General features: G+C 70.7%; 9 protein-coding genes. 7 read left to right on the forward strand and 2 right to left on the reverse strand.

Annotation, left to right across the window (positions count from 1 at the left end; translation table 11 throughout):
- Positions 1-106: 106 nt before the first annotated feature.
- The 5 genes from A3CE_RS0135425 to A3CE_RS0135445 all read left to right on the forward strand — a co-directional run bounded on the left by A3CE_RS0135425 (position 107) and on the right by A3CE_RS0135445 (position 8,735).
- Entirely contained in the window at positions 107-1,216 is a 1,110-nt protein-coding gene (locus tag A3CE_RS0135425; RefSeq protein WP_020644842.1) for an ROK family protein, read from the forward strand.
- Between the two features lie 163 nt (positions 1,217-1,379).
- Complete coding sequence (locus tag A3CE_RS0135430; RefSeq protein WP_020644843.1) at positions 1,380-2,336, forward strand: carbohydrate ABC transporter permease; 957 nt, start codon at positions 1,380-1,382, stop codon at positions 2,334-2,336.
- A 25-nt stretch (positions 2,337-2,361) separates the two neighbouring features.
- On the forward strand, positions 2,362-3,201 hold the full coding sequence (locus tag A3CE_RS0135435; RefSeq protein WP_020644844.1) for a carbohydrate ABC transporter permease: 840 nt from the start codon (positions 2,362-2,364) through the stop codon (positions 3,199-3,201).
- A 31-nt stretch (positions 3,202-3,232) separates the two neighbouring features.
- Entirely contained in the window at positions 3,233-4,543 is a 1,311-nt protein-coding gene (locus A3CE_RS0135440; protein ID WP_084641895.1) for an ABC transporter substrate-binding protein, read from the forward strand.
- A gap of 7 nt (positions 4,544-4,550) precedes the next feature.
- Complete coding sequence (locus A3CE_RS0135445; protein WP_020644846.1) at positions 4,551-8,735, forward strand: glycoside hydrolase family 38 N-terminal domain-containing protein; 4,185 nt, start codon at positions 4,551-4,553, stop codon at positions 8,733-8,735.
- 21 nt (positions 8,736-8,756) lie between these two features.
- Here A3CE_RS0135445 and A3CE_RS0135450 read toward each other — a convergent pair whose 3' ends face one another.
- Together A3CE_RS0135450 and A3CE_RS52125 are read right to left on the reverse strand one after the other, a co-directional pair.
- On the reverse strand, positions 8,757-9,503 hold the full coding sequence (locus A3CE_RS0135450) for a protein kinase domain-containing protein (RefSeq protein ID WP_020644847.1): 747 nt from the start codon (positions 9,501-9,503) through the stop codon (positions 8,757-8,759).
- Between the two features lie 100 nt (positions 9,504-9,603).
- On the reverse strand, positions 9,604-13,653 hold the full coding sequence (locus A3CE_RS52125; protein ID WP_020644848.1) for a family 43 glycosylhydrolase: 4,050 nt from the start codon (positions 13,651-13,653) through the stop codon (positions 9,604-9,606).
- Between the two features lie 289 nt (positions 13,654-13,942).
- On the opposite strand from A3CE_RS52125, the gene A3CE_RS0135460 reads away from it, so the two are divergent.
- The gene (locus A3CE_RS0135460; protein ID WP_020644849.1) at positions 13,943-15,295 is read left to right on the forward strand and encodes a glycoside hydrolase family 43 protein; all 1,353 of its coding nucleotides are present in this window, start codon (positions 13,943-13,945) and stop codon (positions 15,293-15,295) included.
- Between the two features lie 21 nt (positions 15,296-15,316).
- Positions 15,317-16,750, forward strand: coding sequence for an RICIN domain-containing protein (locus A3CE_RS0135465; RefSeq protein WP_245589638.1), 1,434 nt, complete (start codon positions 15,317-15,319; stop codon positions 16,748-16,750).
- The last annotated feature ends 27 nt before the right edge of the window (positions 16,751-16,777 follow it).

The raw sequence follows: 16,777 nt of genomic DNA on the forward strand, positions 1-16,777 counted from the left end.
GGTTAGGTAGTAAACAAACGAACGTCCGCGTTGTCAACGGACCGGCTCCCGGACGTGCGGGAGGCAGCCGGCATTCGACAGTTTCACCGGGGGAAAGTGGGTGCAGATGGCGAAAACGGGCATCGGTGACCGCGCGGGCGAGGTCTTCGCCGCGCTGGCGGCCGCCGGCCAGGCCACCCGGCCACAGCTCGCGGTGGCCTGCAGGCTGTCGAAACCGACCGTGTCCCTGGTGATGGCCGAACTGGAGGCCGCCGGGCTCGCCGAACGCAGCGGCAGCTCGTCGGGGGCCACCGGGCGGACGGCGGCGGTCTACCGGCTGGGCCCCCGGGCCGGGTACGTGCTGGCGGTGGACCGGGGATCGACGCAGGTGGCGCTGCGCGCGACCGGGCTCGACGGGGAGCTCCTCGACGAGGACCACACCACGCGGCCCGCCTCCGCGGCCGCGATGGTCCAGGCGGTGCTCGGGCGCCGAGCCGGCCGGGGTCCGCTTCGCGCCGTGGTCGTGGCGGTGTCCGAAGTGGTTTCCCCGCCCGGACGGGGTGATCCGGCGACCATGGCGCGGGTCCGGGACGCCGTCGCCTCGCTCGGGCTGCCCGCGGACGCGGCCGTCCGCACCGAGAACAACGTCAACTGCGCGGCGATCGCCGAACTGGCCGAAGGCGCGGGCACGGACCACGACAGCTTCGTGTACCTGCAGGTCGGCGTGGCGATCGGGGCCGGGGTGGTGATCGGGCGACGGCTCGTCCGCGGGGCCAGCGGCGCGGCGGGGGAAGTCGCGCGCCTGGCGTACCCGTGGGCGGACGACCGGTCGCCCGCCCCGGAGGCCCTCGAAGCGCGGCTCGGTTCGCGGGCGCTGCTGCGCCGGGCCCGCGGCCGCTGGCAAGGGCGGCCGGATCCGGCGCCGCGGACGGCCGCCGCGCTGTTCGCACTGGCCGAGAAGGGGGACCCGGTCGCGCTCGAGATCGTCGGCGAACACGCCGAAGCCGTGGGGAACCTCGCCGCGTCGCTCTGCGCGGTCGTCGACCCCGGCTTGGTGGTGCTCGGCGGCGGCGTGGGCCGCAACCGGCTGCTCCTGCCCGGTGTCGTCGCCACCGTCGACCGGCTGAGCTGGCCGGTCGAGGTCGTCGTGAGCGAGCTGGGCGCCCGCGCGACCGTGCTCGGTGCCGCGCACCTGGCCAGGGAGAGAGGCATCGGCGCGGTGGTGGCCGAGGGGTGACCGGCGGGCGTTGACAGCGGCGGACGGCCCTGCCTAGAGTGCCGAGAAAGCGCTTCCAGCTCCCTGGGACGGAACCACTGGAACCGCGTGCGTCGGAAGATGTGCCACGGCAGCGCGCCTCTCGAGGTGCCGCCGGTCCACGCTGGAGTCCCGGGAGCAGCCGATGTCAGCCGAAGCAGCAACGCACCCTGTCGAAACCGGGATCCCGCCGGCGGCGAAGACCGCGCCCGCCCGGCGCCGCCGGAAGCGGCACCGGGACAACCTGGCGGCGTACGCCTTCCTGTCGCCGTGGTTCCTCGGCATCTTCGGGTTCGTGCTGATCCCGATGGGGTATTCGCTCTACCTCTCGCTGACGAAGTTCGACCTGCTGAGCTCGCCGCAGTGGATCGGCTTCCAGAACTACCTGGCGATGTGGCAGGACGAGAAGTTCCTGCACTCGGTCAAGGTCACGCTCACCTACGTCGTCTTCTCCGTGCCGCTCAAGCTCGCGGCCGCGCTCGTCGTCGCCGCGGTGCTGAACCGGGGCCTGCGCGCGCTGGGGTTCTACCGTTCGGTGTTCTACCTGCCCTCACTGCTCGGGGCGAGCGTCGCCGTTTCGGTGATGTGGCGCCAGATCTTTTCGCAGCAGGGCCTGCTGAACCAGGTGCTGGGCTTCTTCGGCGTCCGCGGCGCGGACTGGATCGGCGACCCGCGGTTCGCGCTGTGGACGCTGATCCTGCTGTCGGGCTGGCAGTTCGGCACCCCGATGCTGATCTTCCTCGCCGGGCTGAAACAGATCCCGAAGGACCTGTACGAGGCGGCGGAGCTGGACGGCGCCGGCCGGATCCGGATGTTCTTCCGGATCACCGTGCCGATGCTGTCCCCGGTGATCTTCTTCAACCTGGTCCTGGAGACGATCAACGCGTTCCAGACGTTCACCCCGGCGTACGTGGTCAGCGGCGGCCTCGGCGGGCCGATCGATTCGACCATGCTGTACACGCTTTACCTCTACCGCAAGGGGTTCACGAGCCTGCAGATGGGTTACGCGTCGGCGATGGCGTGGGTCCTGTTCCTGGTGATCGGCCTCTTCACCGCCCTGTACTTCGCTTCGTCGCGGCGCTGGGTCACCTACGCGGACTGAACGCACCACGGCCGAAAGGACCGAGATGGCCATCAAGACCACGAAGCACCACTGGCGCGCCCACGCGGTGCTGCTCGCCGGGGTCGTCGTGATGATCTACCCGCTGGTGTGGCTGGTCGGGGCGTCGTTCAAGCCGGAGAACCAGATCTTCAGCACGCTGAACCCGATCCCGTGGCACTTCACCTTCGAGAACTATCTCAGTGGCTGGACCGCGACCGGGACGTCGTTCACCGTCTACCTCACGAACTCGGCGACCATCGCGATCTGCGTGGTGATCGGCAACATCGCGTCCTGCTCGCTCGCCGCGTACGCGTTCGCCCGGCTCGACTTCGCCTTCCGCAAGCTGTGGTTCGGGCTGATGCTCGGGACGCTGATGCTGCCGTTCCAGGCCACGATGATCCCGCAGTACACGATCTTCTACAAGCTGAACTGGATCAACACGTTCCTGCCGCTGGTGGTCCCGCAGCTGCTGGCGTTCGACTCGTTCTTCATCTTCCTGATGGTGCAGTTCATCCGGGGCATTCCCCGCGAACTGGACGAAGCGGCGGCCATCGACGGCGCCGGGCACGGCCGGATCTTCTTCTCGGTGATCCTCCCGCTCCTGCGGCCGGCCCTGCTGACGACCGGGGTCCTGACGTTCATCTGGACGTTCAACGACTTCCTGCGCCAGCTGGTCTACCTGTCCGACAAGTCGCGCTACACCGTCCCCTTGGGACTCAACTCCTTCATCGACCGGGCGAGCGGGTCCAGCTACGGCGGCATGCTCGCGATGTCGGTCGTCACCCTCGTCCCGACGGTCGTGGTGTTCCTGGTCTGCCAGAAACGCCTGGTCGACGGCGTGGCCAACTCCGGCATCAAAGGCTGAAACCCACACTCCAGCAGAAAGTGAGACCGTCATGGCACAACAGGTGTCCAGGAGGGGATTTCTCGGGATCGCCGGGGCGGGAGTGGCCTCGGCCGCGCTCGCGGGCTGCGGGTTCGCGCCGCCCAGCACCGGGTCGGGCCCCGCGGGCAACGCGCTGACCTTCCGCTGGTGGGGCGGCAACGCCCGCAACGACGCCTACCAGAAAGCGGTGAAGATCTTCACCGACAAGACCGGGATCGCCGTCACCACCCAGTACTCCGGCTACGACGGCTACTTCGACAAGCTGAACACGGAGTTCGCCGGCGGCAACCCGCCCGACATCTTCCAGATGGACACCGCCTACGTCAGCACCTACGCGAACCGGAATGTGCTCACCGACCTGGGTACCTACATCCCCGGCACGATCGGCCTGGACACGCTGTACGCGCCGGTGCGCGGGGCGGGCGCGGTGAAGGGCAAGACCTTCGGTGTCCCCTCCGGCTCCGGCAACGCCCCGGTGCTCTACGACAAGACGGTCTTCGACCAGCTGAAGATCACCGCCCCGACCAACGACTGGACGTGGCAGGACTTCGGCACAATCGCCACCGAGGTCTCCAAGGCGTGGGGCCCGAACAAGTACGGTGCACTGGACGCGTCGAAGGACGATTCGGGCGCGCTGCAGCCGTGGCTGCGCCAGCGCGGCAAGGACCTCTACACCGCCGACCAGACGCTCGGGTTCGGTCCGGACGACCTGACCGAGTGGTTCACCTTCTGGGACGGCCTGCGCAAGGCGGGCGCGATCTGCCCGCCGACACTGCTGAGCAACACCGACGCGGCGACCGGCAACCACCCGTTCATCACCGGCCAGATCGCGATGACCACCGGCTGGGGTCTCGCCCAGATGCAGCCGCTGACCCAGCACGAGCTGAAGCTGGTCGTCGTGCCGCGTGCGAACGGCAAGACGGGCCAGGCGCTGTCCGGCGGCGTGCTGCTGTGCATCCCGGTGAAGAGCAAGAACCCGGAGGGCGCGGCGAAGCTGATCAACTTCTTCCTCAACGACGACGACGCGATCAAGACGATGAAGCTGCAGCGCGGGCTCCCGCCGTCGGACAAGGCGAAGAACCTCCTCGCGCCGACCGCCACCGTCCCCGAGAAGGCGGACATGGACTTCGGCGAGTACGTGGCCGCGCAGGTTGCCAAGGACGCCCTGCCCACCGCGCCGACCGCGCCGCCGGGCTACGGCGACGTCAAGACCGCGCTCGACTCGGCGGCCAAGCAGATCGCGTTCGGCAAGATGTCGATCGCCGCCGGCGTGACCCAGTTCTTCAGCGACGCCAAGACGGCGCTCGCCAACGCCAAGTAGGAGAGCAGTGCGCATCACCGCCGTGCGGGGCACCGACCTGTTCATCGGCTCCGCCGCCGCGGCCCGCCAAGTCGTCCGGGTGACGCTGAGCGGGCCGCGGGCTCCGGTGCGGATCCGCGTCGAGGGCAAGCGGGTGGTCACGCCCGAACCCGTCACCGCCGACGTCCACCCGGACGGCGTGACGGTGGAAGTCGGCGTTGCCTTCCAGGCGCCGGAAGGCTCCACGCACCGGGTCACCGTGGTCGCGGAGTCGGCCGGGGAGCGCGTCACGGCGGAGGCGGACCTCGTCGTGGCGGAAACCGGCTGGACGATGTGGATGGTGTCGCACTTCCACTACGACCCGGTGTGGTGGAACACCCAGGCCGGCTTCACCGACACCTGGCTCGACCTGCCGCTGGCGCAGGAAAAGCGGATGCACTTCCAGCGCTCGGCGTTCGACCTCGTCCGCGCGCACCTCGAAGCCGCCCGCGACGACGAGGACTACCGGTTCGTCCTGGCCGAGGTCGACTACCTCAAGCCGCACTGGGACACCTTCCCCGGCGACCGCCACGACCTGCGGCGGTTCCTGCGCGACGGCCGGATCGAGCTGGTGGGCGGCAACTACAACGAGGCCAACACGAACCTGACCCACCCGGAGTCGACGATCCGCAACGCCGTCTACGGCGTCGGCTACCAGCGGGACGTCCTGGGCGGCGAGCCGCGTTCGGCGTGGATGCTCGACGTGTTCGGCCACGACCCGGCCTACCCCGGGCTGATGGCCGACGCCGGTCTCGACTCGAGCGCCTGGGCGCGCGGACCGTGGCACCACGTAGGGGCGAAGCGGCACACCGGCGACATCGGCCGGATGCAGTTCCCGTCGGAGTTCGAGTGGATCTCGCCGAGCGGGCGGGGCCTGCTGACCGCCTACATGGCCGACCACTATGTCGCCGGGTGGGGCATCGAGCGCCAGGACACTCTCGAGGAGGCGATGGCGGAGGCCTACCGGCAGTTCAGCACGCTGCGGCAGGTCGCCGCCACGCGCAACGTGCTGCTGCCGGTCGGGCACGACCACAACATCCCGTCGCGGTTCTGCACCGAGATCCACCGCACCTGGAACGCCCGCTACGTCTGGCCGCGGTTCGTCGTCGGCCTGCCCCGGGACTTCTTCGCCGCGGTCCGCGCGGACGCGGCGGCGCGTGGCACGGCGATCAGCGTGCAGACCCGGGACATGAACCCGGTCTACACCGGCAAGGACGTCTCCTACATCGACACGAAGCAGGCCCAGCGCGCCGCCGAGGTCGTGGTGCTCGACGGGGAGCGCGCGGCGACCCTCGCCGCCCTGCTCGGCGCGCGGTACCCGCACGAAGCCCTCGACAAGGCCTGGCGGCAGCTGGTCTACGGCGCCCACCACGACGCGATCACCGGCACCGAGTCCGACCAGGTCTACCTGGACCTGCTCACGGGCTGGCGTGAAGCGGCCGAGCGCGGCGGCGAGGTCTTGGACGGCGCGATCGCCGAACTGGCCCGGCACGCCGACACGTCCGGGGACGGCGTGGCCGTCTTCGTGCTCAACACGCTGTCCTGGGCCCGTGACGCGGTGACGACGGTGACCGTGCACCTGGAGCCCGGGATGGCGGGCGCGCGCGTGGTGGACCCGGACGGCCGGGCGGTCCCCGCGGTCGCGGACGCGGCCGTGCGGCACCGCGACGGCTCCCTAGAAGAAATCACGCTGACCTTTCTCGCTTCCGAGGTACCCGCGCTCGGCTACCGGGTCTATCGGGTCGTCAACGCGGACGCCGTGCCGCCGGGGTGGACGGTCCGGCCAGGGCCGCCGTCGATCGAAAACGACGTCTTCGCCGTCGAAGCCGACCCGGCGCGCGGGGGTGCGCTCAAGCGCGTCCACGACCGGCGGGCCGGCCGGGCACTGCTGCGGGACGGCGGCCTCGCGGCCGGGCTGGTGGTCCAGGACGAGCACGCCGAGCACCCGGTGTGGGGCGAGGGACCGTGGCACCTGCTGCCCAAGGGACCCGGCCACGGCCCCGGCGCGGCGGAGGTCGTCGTCGAGACCAGCCCGCTGGGGGAGCGGCTCGTCGCGACGACGTCGCTGGACGGCTTGCGGATCACCCAGTGCACGACGTTGTGGCGCGGAGTGTCCCGTGTGGACGTTCGCACCCACGTCGACGGATCGGTGGGCCGGGACCGGCTCCTGCGGGCCAGGTTCGACTTCGCCGTGCCCGGAGCGCTCCCGGTGGCCGAGGTCGGCTTCGGGGCGATCGGCCGGTCGTTCGGCTTCCCCGACGTGGACGCGGCCGAGCACCTGTGGACCCTGGACACCCCGGCCCACACCTGGGCCGGGCTGTCGGCGACAGCGCGTGTCGCCCTCGTCGGCGACGACGGCACCCGGACCGCGCATGCCATCGGCGTCGCCGAAGTCGTCGAGCCCGTCGACCCCGGGCCCGAGGTCCGGGCCCTGGTGGCGGCGCTGGCCGCGAAGGGCGTGACAGCCACGTGCACCCGCCCGGGCGGCCCGCGCTACGGCGCCCTGGACGCCGACTCGAACCTGCCCGACGTCCGGATCGTGCTGGGTGGGGACAACCCGTACGCCGCCGAGGTTTTCGCCGGCGCCGAGCCCGCTTACCGCGAGGCGTTCGACCGCCACGGCCGGGTGTTCGTCCCGGCGACCCGGACCCGGCGCGAAGCCTGGGTGCCCGACGCCGACCTCCGGGGACCGCGCGACCTGCCGGTGCTGGTCATCGGGGACGTCACGGCGGCCACCGACGAGCTACGCGCCGGTGCCACCCTCGAAGTCCGGGTCCCCGACGGGCTGGCGGGCACCGCCGAACCCGTCGACGGCTACTCCGTCGCGGTCGTCAACCACGGCACACCCGGGTTCGTCGTGGACCCGGGCGGCACTCTGCACCTGTCGCTGATGCGCTCGTGCGGCGGCTGGCCCAGCGGGGTGTGGATCGACGGCGAACGCCGGACCGCGCCGGACGGCTCGAGTTTCGCCTGGCAGCACTGGACCCACACCTTCGACTTCGCCGTCATCGCCGGGGAAGGCGACTGGCGTGACGCCGGCTTCCCGCGCGGCGCGCAGGAAGCCGCCCACCCGCTCCGGGCCCGGCAGGTGCCCGCCGGCGGCGGCGCGCTGCCGCCCACACTGAGCCTGATCGCCGTCGAACCGGCCGAAGTCCTTCTGACGGCGGCGAAATCGGCGGGCAACCCGCTCGCTTCGGGAGCGGTGATCGCCCCCTCGGACGCGATCACGCTGCGGGTGTACGAGCCGGCCGGGACACCGGCCACGGCGTTCGTCTCGCTGCACGGCGGGGTCCGGTCGGCGTGGCGCACCGACCTCCTCGAGGAGCGCGGCGAGCCACTTCCGGTCGACGACGGACGCGCGCGTGTCGACCTGGGGGCCGCCGACGTGGCGACCCTCCGGCTGGATCCCGCCCTCCGCGGCGCGGAGACCGGCCGGGGCATCGTTCGCGTGGTGGAGCCGGTGCAGCCGATCCACACGCGATACTGGCTGCACAACGAAGGGCCGGCGCCGATTGGCAACCTGCCGGTCAGCGTGCACGTCACCCCGCCCCGGCTGAAACTCGGCGAGGACGGCCGGGCCCGGTTCGACGTCACGGTCGGCTGCAGCGGCCGCCAGGCGCGCGGGCGTGTCGAGCTGGACCTGCCCCCGCGGTGGCGGATCGAGCAGGCCCCGGATCTGGGCTACGACCTCGAGCCGGGAGAGCACGCCCGGATGGCGGTCGAGGTGCGGGGACCGGCGGCACCGGGCCGGTACCTGCTCGCCGCCCGGATTTCCGACGACCACGGCCAGACTCTCGAAGACACGGCCGAAATCCTGGTGGGGGCGCCACCGGCGTGCGACGACCTGGTCGACGTCGAGTTCGCGACCGAGGCGATCGCGGTGGAACCGGGCGGAAGCGCGGAGCTGGTGGTGTCGCTGGCCAACCGGGCCCAGAGCGAAATCCGGGGCGGGGTGGCGGTGATCAGCCCGTTCGGCACCTGGGCGGGCGAGCTGACGATCGGCCCACGGGTCCAGCCGTTCCACCTGGCGGCGGACGGACGCGCGACGGCCCCGATCACGATCCACGCGGCAACCACGGCCCGCCCCGGCGCGCACTGGTGGGCCCTGGTCCGCGTCACCGCCCACGGACGGCTGATCTACACCCCGGCGATCGAAGTCCGCATCACCGGCTGAGCACGGGCCGTCGACCGCGCCCTACACGCAGCGGTAGTCGCTCGAGGCGGTACGTTTCGCCCCGCCGTCCGTACCGCCCAGCAAGACGCTCAGCAGCTCCTCGGCCGCCGCCATCGTGGGCCGGGCCGTCGGGTAGAGGTGGAGCAGCCGCAGCACGGCCTCGGTGACCGGGCCGTCCGTCCGGGGGCGGACGATCCCGGCGCCGTCGTACGGAGGATGTCCCTCCAGCGCCGTGTAGAGGGTGGCGCCGAGGGAGAACACCTCCGCCGGGAAGTCGGGGAAGCCGCCGTCGAGCACTTCGGGGGCGAGGTAGGCGCGGGCGCCGGAGCCGCCCGCGCCGCTCGTGATCCCCGCGCGGCTCTCGGCCGAGACGACGACGTGGTCCGGATCGACGGCGGTGTGCAGGACGCCCTCGTCGTGCGCGGCGGCCAGCGCCGCGGCCAGCTGGGCGCCGAACCGGGCGACGAGCCCGGGGGCGAGCGTGCCGTGCTCGTCGAGCAGCTCGGTCAGCGTCCGCGCCCCCGGGTACTCCAGCACCAGGTAGGTGGTGCTGTTCTCGTCGACGACGTCACAAATTGCCGCAGTTGCCGCACTGCCTGCCGCCCGCGGCGCGGGGATGGCCGGCGCCGCGGGCGGCTCGTCGAACAACGGCTTGACGGCGACGATCCGGTCGAGCCGTTCGTCCTGGGCGTGCCAGACCACCGTGCTCTGCCCAGCCGGGCCGAGCAGCCGGTACCGGTCGCCGATCAGTGTCCCTTCGCGCGCCACGTCGTTGTCCCTCCGCGTAGTCCACCGTCCTGCTTGGAGATACGGCCGCCACGCGGATCCGGTTCGCTTGATCGACTCGATTTCCCCCGGCCGGGTGGGATCACTTGAGCGGCCGGACGCTCCCGAGCGTCGGCACCACCTTGGCGATGGTGCCGTCCGCGGCGAACCGCAGCCGGTCGATGGTCACTTCCCGATGGGTACCGTCGCCTCCCGGGATGGCGAAGCGGTGGTAGGCGATGTACCAGTCGTCCGTTCCCGGCACCTGGACGATGCTGTGGTGGCCGGTGCCGAGGATGCCGAGCGACGGGTCCTTCTCCAGGATGACGCCCCGGTTGACCAGCCCGTCGAGCAGCGGGCTCGTGGCCGTCGCGTAGCCGACGCGGTAGTTCTCGCTGCCCGTGTCGTCGATCGACCACGTGAGGTGGTAGGTGCCCTGGCGCTTCGTCATGAAGAGCCCCTCGCGGAACCCGTCCAGCCCGGTGAGCTGCTTGATCTTCGCCGGGTCGTACGACGTCAGGTCGGCGTTCAGCGGCACGACGTAGGCGTTGCCGTTGCCCCAGTACAGGTAGGTCTGGCCGTCGTCGTCGGTGAACACCGCCGGGTCGATCGCCTGGCCGCCGCCCGGGTTCGCCGCGATCAGCGGCTTGCCCAGCGCGTCGGTGAACGGGCCGGTGGGGGAGTCCGACACCGCGACGCCGATCTTGGCGTCCGCGCAGAAGTAGAAGTAGTACTTCCCGTTCTTCTGCGTGATGGTCGGCGCCCACGCCCGGCTGTCCGCCCAGGACACGTCCGGGCCGAGGTCGAGGATCTTCGGGTGCCGGGTCCAGGTGACGAGGTCCTTGCTCGACCACGCGTCGAACGTCGTGCCCGACCAGCCGGGGTAGCCGTCGGTCGTCGCGTAGATGTAGTAGGTGTCACCGAAGCGGACGATGTTCGGGTCCGCGTTGAAGCCGGGCAGGACCGGGCTGTTCATCACGACGGCGCTGACCGTCCACGTCCGCCGCTGCCAGCCGGCGCCGACGACCGAGTAGCCCACCGGCCCGGTGAAGTCCTGCCGCGATCCGTTGTGGGGGAACACCTGCGTACCGTCGGCCACCTGCAGCACCGGTGCGAGCCGCCGCACGTCGGTGCCCGGCTTCACGGGCAGTACGATGGTGCCCTTCGCGCTGTCGATGATCGCGGGCACCTTGAGGGAGTCGAGGGTGACTGAGCCGACGGCCGTCTCGTTGCCCGGCGTGCCGAGCACCTCCTTGGCGGTCAGGCCGCGGTTCCACACGGTGAACCGCCGCATCTTGCCCTGGAAGTACTTGTCGGCGCCGTAGGCCGACCGCCCGAGGTAGTTCGACGTCGTGATGCCCGCGCCGAGGTCACCGGGTTTCGCGGTGACACCGTCCACATGCGCCACTTCGACGCCGTTGTCGTAGAGCCGCGCTGTCCCGTTCGCCAGCGTGTACGTCAGGGTGTGCCAGGCGCCGCGGGTCAGTGCCCGTTTGCTGTCGGCGTTCTGCTCGGTCGACCAGTTGCCGGCCGCGATCGCGGCCCGGTAGGTGTCCCCGGTCGCGAACATGTAACCGTCACCGGCGTTGTCAGTGCTGTTGCCCAGGTTCCAGAGGAAGTACGGCGTCTGCTGGCCGGGGTCGACCCACACCTGCGCGGACACCGTGATCCCGCTCAGGCCGCTCATCAGGTTGTTCGGCAGCGCGACGTACCCGTCCTTGCCCGCGAAGGCGAGCCCGTCCGCCGAACGCGTGACACCGCCGTGCATCGTGGCGTCCCGCCGGTTCCCGGAGACGTCGGTGACCGTGTCGCCCGAGCCCGCCGCCGCGAGGTCGTAGTCCGCGACGACGCCCTTCTTGTCGGTGGTCATCGGCGGCGGTCCCTGCCGCAGCTTGGCGAGCTCGGCCTTCGTCACCGGCAGCACCGTGCCGTGGCGCGGGCTCTTCGGGAGCTGGTACTCGGCCGGGATCGTCCAGTTCGGGTTCGCCAGCGAATCGGTGACGAACGGGACGTACCCGCGACGCGGCGTCTCGTCCATGAAGGCGTAGGTCTTGGTGCTGTCATTCGCCTTGAACACCGTCGGGCCCTCGACCCAGTCGGTGCCGAGCTTGGTGCGGATGCAGTCGGAGACGAGCTGCCAGTTGCGCGGCTTGGTCGTCGGCAGGTCCACCGCGCGCAGGTTCTTCGACCGTTCCAGGACGATGTCGCGCTCGCAGGACCCGATCACCTTGCCGTCGGTGGTGAGCCGGTAGTAGTAGTCGCCGTCCTTGATGACGGTGGAGTCGATGACGCCTTCGCCGGGGTCGTTCCACACCTGGGGCTTGCTGAACGTCCGGAAGTCGCGGGTGGTCGCGTACATCATCCGCGGGTACGTCGCGCCGGTGTGGTTGACGTCGGAGGGAGCGTAGGGGCTGGTGGCCCAGTAGACGACGTAGGCGCCGATCGTGGGGTCGTAGGTCGCTTCGGGGGCCCACGTCATGCCGGCTGTGTCATCGGAAACCCGGACGTGCCGCTGGTTCGACCAGGTCACCAGGTCGGTCGACTCCCAGATCTCCAGGTACTGGCTGCCGTGCCGCTGCGCCTGGTCCCAGCCGCGGCCGTCGTTGATCTGCAGGTCGGTGGCGACGATGTAGAACCGGTCGCCCTCCGGGCTGCGGACGATGAACGGGTCGCGCACGCCGGTTTCGCCGTAGTTCGAGCGCAGGACGGGACGGCCGCCGTTGAGCTCGTCCCAGTGCAGCGCGTCGTTCCCGCGGCTGGCCGCGAAGTGGATCTGCTCGGTGTCCTGCGTCGCCTCCCCGGTGAAGTAGGCGAACATGTACCCCTCGAGCGCTTCCTTCTTAGGCAGCGGCAGGACGGTGAGGGTGAAGGAGCGTTCCGCCGTCGCCGAGCCCTTCGTCGCGCGAACCGTGAGGCGGGCCTTGGCGGGCCGCGCTCCGGCCGCCGGCCGGGTCACCTCGCCGGTGGCGGTGACGACGCGGGGGTCCTGGCTGCACCAGGTCAGCGTGACGTCGCGGGCGCCCTTGGCCGGCAGGGTGATGTTCCCGCGGATCGCGTCCTGGTCGGGGAGGACGATGTCCTTGAGCGCGTTGTCGACCTTCTGCCGGTCGGTGATGTCCTGCAGCACCGTGACGGTGAAGGAGCGGCTCGCGGTCTGGCCGGCGTAGGAGACGGCCGCCGTCAAGGTCACCTTCGCGTCGCCGGCGCCGGGCGCGGGCCGCGTCACCACGCCGGTCGCGGACACCACGGCCGGGTTGCTCGACGTCCAGGCGATCGCCGAGCCGCCGGTGCCCGTCCTGGGCAGGGTGAGGTTGTCGGTGACGGCCGAGGTGTCGCCGAGGGTGAGAGCCGCCGCGTCGGCCGCCGCGCGCCCGGCGGCGGTGCGCTCGCCGAGGGCGCGGGCTTCGTCGGCGGTCACCGCGCGGTTGTAGACGCGGAAGTCGCGGACGCTCCCCTTGAGGTACTTGTCGCCGTCGTAGACCGACCGGCCCAGGTAGTCGGCGGTCGTGGTGCCATTGCCGATCGAGCCGGGTGTGATCGTGATGCCGGTCTTGCGGACGGCTTCGATGCCGTCCTCGTACAGGACCGCGGTCCCCCCGGCGAGGGTGTAGGTGATCGTGCGCCAGCTGCCGCGCGAGAGGGTGCGTCCCGCGTCGGCGGTCTGCTCGGTGGACCAGTTGCCGGAGGCGATCGAGGCGCGGAACGAGTCGCCCGTGGTGAACAGGTAGCCGTTGCCCGCGCCGCCGGTCGTGTTGCCGAGGCCCCACAGGAAATACGGCGTGCCCTGGTCGGCCGCGACGTTCACCTGTACCGAAACCGTGATGTCCGTGAGATCTCGCATCAGGTTGTCGGGCAGGCGGACGTGCCCGTTCGTGCCGCCCAGGCGCAGCCCCTCGTCGCCCTGCCACGTGGTGTCGCCGCTGACGGTGGCGTTCCGCCCGTGCCCCGACGCGTCGGGCACGGTGGTCCCGGCGCCGCCGGTGAGGTCGTAGCGCACGACCAGGCCGTCGTCGAGGGTCGCCGCGTGGCCGGAGGTGGCCCAGACGGTGGTGGACGCCGCGGCGATGGCGAGGGTGGTGACGATCGCAGTCAGCGGTCGAGGCCGCCGGGCGAACTTCGGCGACAGCGTCGTCGCCGAGAGTCGAACGGGCATACCGGCTCTCCAAGAGGTGGGCGCCGACGGCGCGGGAAGAGGGGCAACGCGAGGGAGTTTCCGAAGCCGCAACCGGCGGCCGAGCGCGAAGTGAGCGCTAACATAGCTCCCGATCCGCGCGGGGTCAATTGGCTGTTTTGCCTGGTGGTGTCCGACCCCCGACGATCGGACCCTTGACATCGTGTGGCGCGGGTCACCTACACTACGACGGCTTGTTAGCGCTAACAATTCTTGGATGCCCGGCACTCGATGACGAGATGGGTGGACGATGATCAGTCGACGAGGACTGATGGCGGGGGCGGCGGGCGTCGCGGTCGCCGGCGTACTCGGCAGCAAAGCCTCCGCCCAGGCCGCCTCCGGCGCCTACGTCATGGCGTACTTCACCGAGTCGCCGTCCATGACCGGTGCCGACTACGGGCTGCACCTGGCGGTCAGCGCGGACGGCCTCGACTGGATGCCGCTCAACCAGAACAACCCGGTGGTGACGCCGACGGCGGGCACCGGCGGGCTGCGCGACCCGTTCGTGCTCCGCAAGCAGGACGGCCGGTTCGTGGTGCTGGCGACCGACCTCAAGGGCACCGACTGGTCGCTACAGAACCAGTACGTGCACGTCTGGGACTCAGCGGACCTGCGTGGGTTCACCGGCTACCGCCGGATCAAGCTGCACTCGATGGCGACGCACAGCTGGGCGCCCGAGGCGTTCTGGGACCCGTCGCGCAACCAGTACGCGATCATCTACTCGGCGGCGTCCGGCGGCCACGACGTCATCATGGTCAACTACACCACCGACTTCGCGACGGTGAGTGCGCCGCAGGTGTTCTTCGACCCCGGTCACGCGACGATCGACGGCACGATGGCCACCATCGGTGGCGTCAACTACCTGTACGTCAAGAACAACACCAACAGCACCCTGGTCGGCCAGCGCTCCGGCTCCCTGGCCCCCGGCAGCTTCACCACCTACAAGACCGGAATCTCACCCGGGCGGGGGGTGGAGGCGCCGCAGATCGTGCCCGCGCTGTCGGGGAACCGCTGGTACCTCTGGGGTGACACGTGGAGCCCCAACGGCCGGTTCTTCTGCTGGGAGACCACCGACGTGGCCGCGGGGAACTGGACGCTGCTCAACGACCGCGCCTACACCCAGCCGCTGAACTCCAAGCACCCCGGGATCACGCCGATCACCGCCGCGGAGATGTCCGGCCTGGTCGCGCAGTGGGGTGCGCCGGCGTGGCGACGTCTCAAGTCCTACAACTTCCCGGACCGCTACGTCCGGCACGCCGACTCCGTGGGCCGCATCGACCCCTATCCCTTCGACCCGTACCAAGACCAGCTGTGGAAGCTGGTGCCCGGGCTGGCGGACGCCGCCGGCGTGTCGTTCGAATCCGTCAACTACCCGGGCCGGTACCTGCGGCACAGCGACTACGAGCTGCACCTGGTGGCCGACGACGGCTCGGCGACGTTCAAGGCGGACGCCACCTTCCACCAGACGCCGGGGCTCGCCGACTCGAGCTGGTCGTCGTTCCGCTCGCACAACTACCCGGACCGATACGTCCGGCACTACTCCTACGTGCTGCGGATCGACCCCCTCGGCAGTACATCGTCCGCTGTGGACAAGCAGGACGCGACCTTCCGCGTCGGCTACTGAGCGCTCGCGGAAGGATCCGTCATGCTACGACGACGTGGCGCGGTGTTGTCCTTGCTGGTGTTCGCCGCCGTCCTGCTCGGCGCGCCCGGTGTGCACGCCGCGCCGGTGACGGTGGCCAACGGGAGCCAGTTCACCGACCCGGCGGGCGCTCTGGTGCACGCGCACGGCGGCGGGATGCTCAAGGTGGGCGCGTACTACTACTGGTTCGGCGAGAACCGCAACGCTGACGACACCTTCCGCGCGGTCTCGGCCTACCGCTCGACCGACCTGAAGACGTGGGAGTTCCGGGGCGACGTGCTGACGCAGTCGTCGGCGGCCGAGCTGGGCCGGGCCAAGATCGAACGGCCCAAGGTGATCTACAACAGCTCGACCGGGCAGTACGTGATGTGGATGCACAAGGAAAACGGGGACGACTACGCCGAAGCGCGCGCGGCCGTGGCCACCTCCTCGACGGTCGACGGCGGCTACACCTACCGCGGCAGCTTCCGCCCGCTCGGTGCCCACATGTCGCGTGACATCACGCTGTTCAAGGACGACGACGGCACCGCGTACATGGCCTCCGCGGCCCGCGAGAACGCCGACCTCAACGTCTACCGGCTCGCCGCCGACTACACCGGCGTCGCGGCGCTGGTGCAGACGCTGTGGCCCGGCTCGTACCGCGAGGCGCCGGCGATGTTCAAGCGCAACGGCGTCTACTTCCTGCTCACCTCGGGCGCCACGAGCTGGCAGCCGAACCAGCAGAAGTACGCCACGGCCACCAGCGTCACGGGCACGTGGAGCGGGTTGACGAACGTCGGTGACTCCACCGGCTACGGCAGCCAGACCGCGTATGTGCTTCCCCTGCAAGGCTCGCAGGCGACCTCGTACCTCTACCTGGGCGATCGATGGGCGGGTGCCTGGAACCGCCCGGTCAACGAGTCGCGGTACGTGTGGCTGCCGCTGAGTTTCCCGAGTGCCACCACGATGTCGATGAGCTGGTACCCGAAGGTGAGCATCGACGCGGCGACCGGCGTGGTCGCGGGCGTCGGCACCGGCAGCGCGTACGAGACGATGGTGGCTCGGCACAGCGGGAAGTGCGCGGACATCCCGAGTTCGTCCCGGAACGACGGCGTCGCGCTCACGCAGTACACGTGCAACAACGGCGCGAACCAGCAGTGGAGCGTGCTCGACCTCGGCGACGGCTACGTCAACTTGATCGCGCGGCACAGCGGGCTGTGCCTCGGCATCGCGGGCGGCTCGACGGCGGACGGCGCGGCGGCGGGGCAGGGCACGTGCACTTCGGGTGCGAACCAGCAGTGGCAGGCCCAGTCCGTCGGCGGGTACGTCCGGTGGGTGGCGAGCCACAGCGGGAAGTGCCTCGACGTCGTGTCCGCGTCGACGGCCGACGGCGCGGCGGTCAAGCAGTACCCGTGTACCGGCGTGACGAACCAGCAATGGCAGCGGAAGGCGGCCTGAACGGCTCCTTTCGGCCCTTGACGACGG

Origin of the sequence: Amycolatopsis balhimycina FH 1894 (genome assembly GCF_000384295.1) — a bacterium.
In the GTDB taxonomy this organism is placed as follows: Bacteria; Actinomycetota; Actinomycetes; order Mycobacteriales; family Pseudonocardiaceae; genus Amycolatopsis; species Amycolatopsis balhimycina.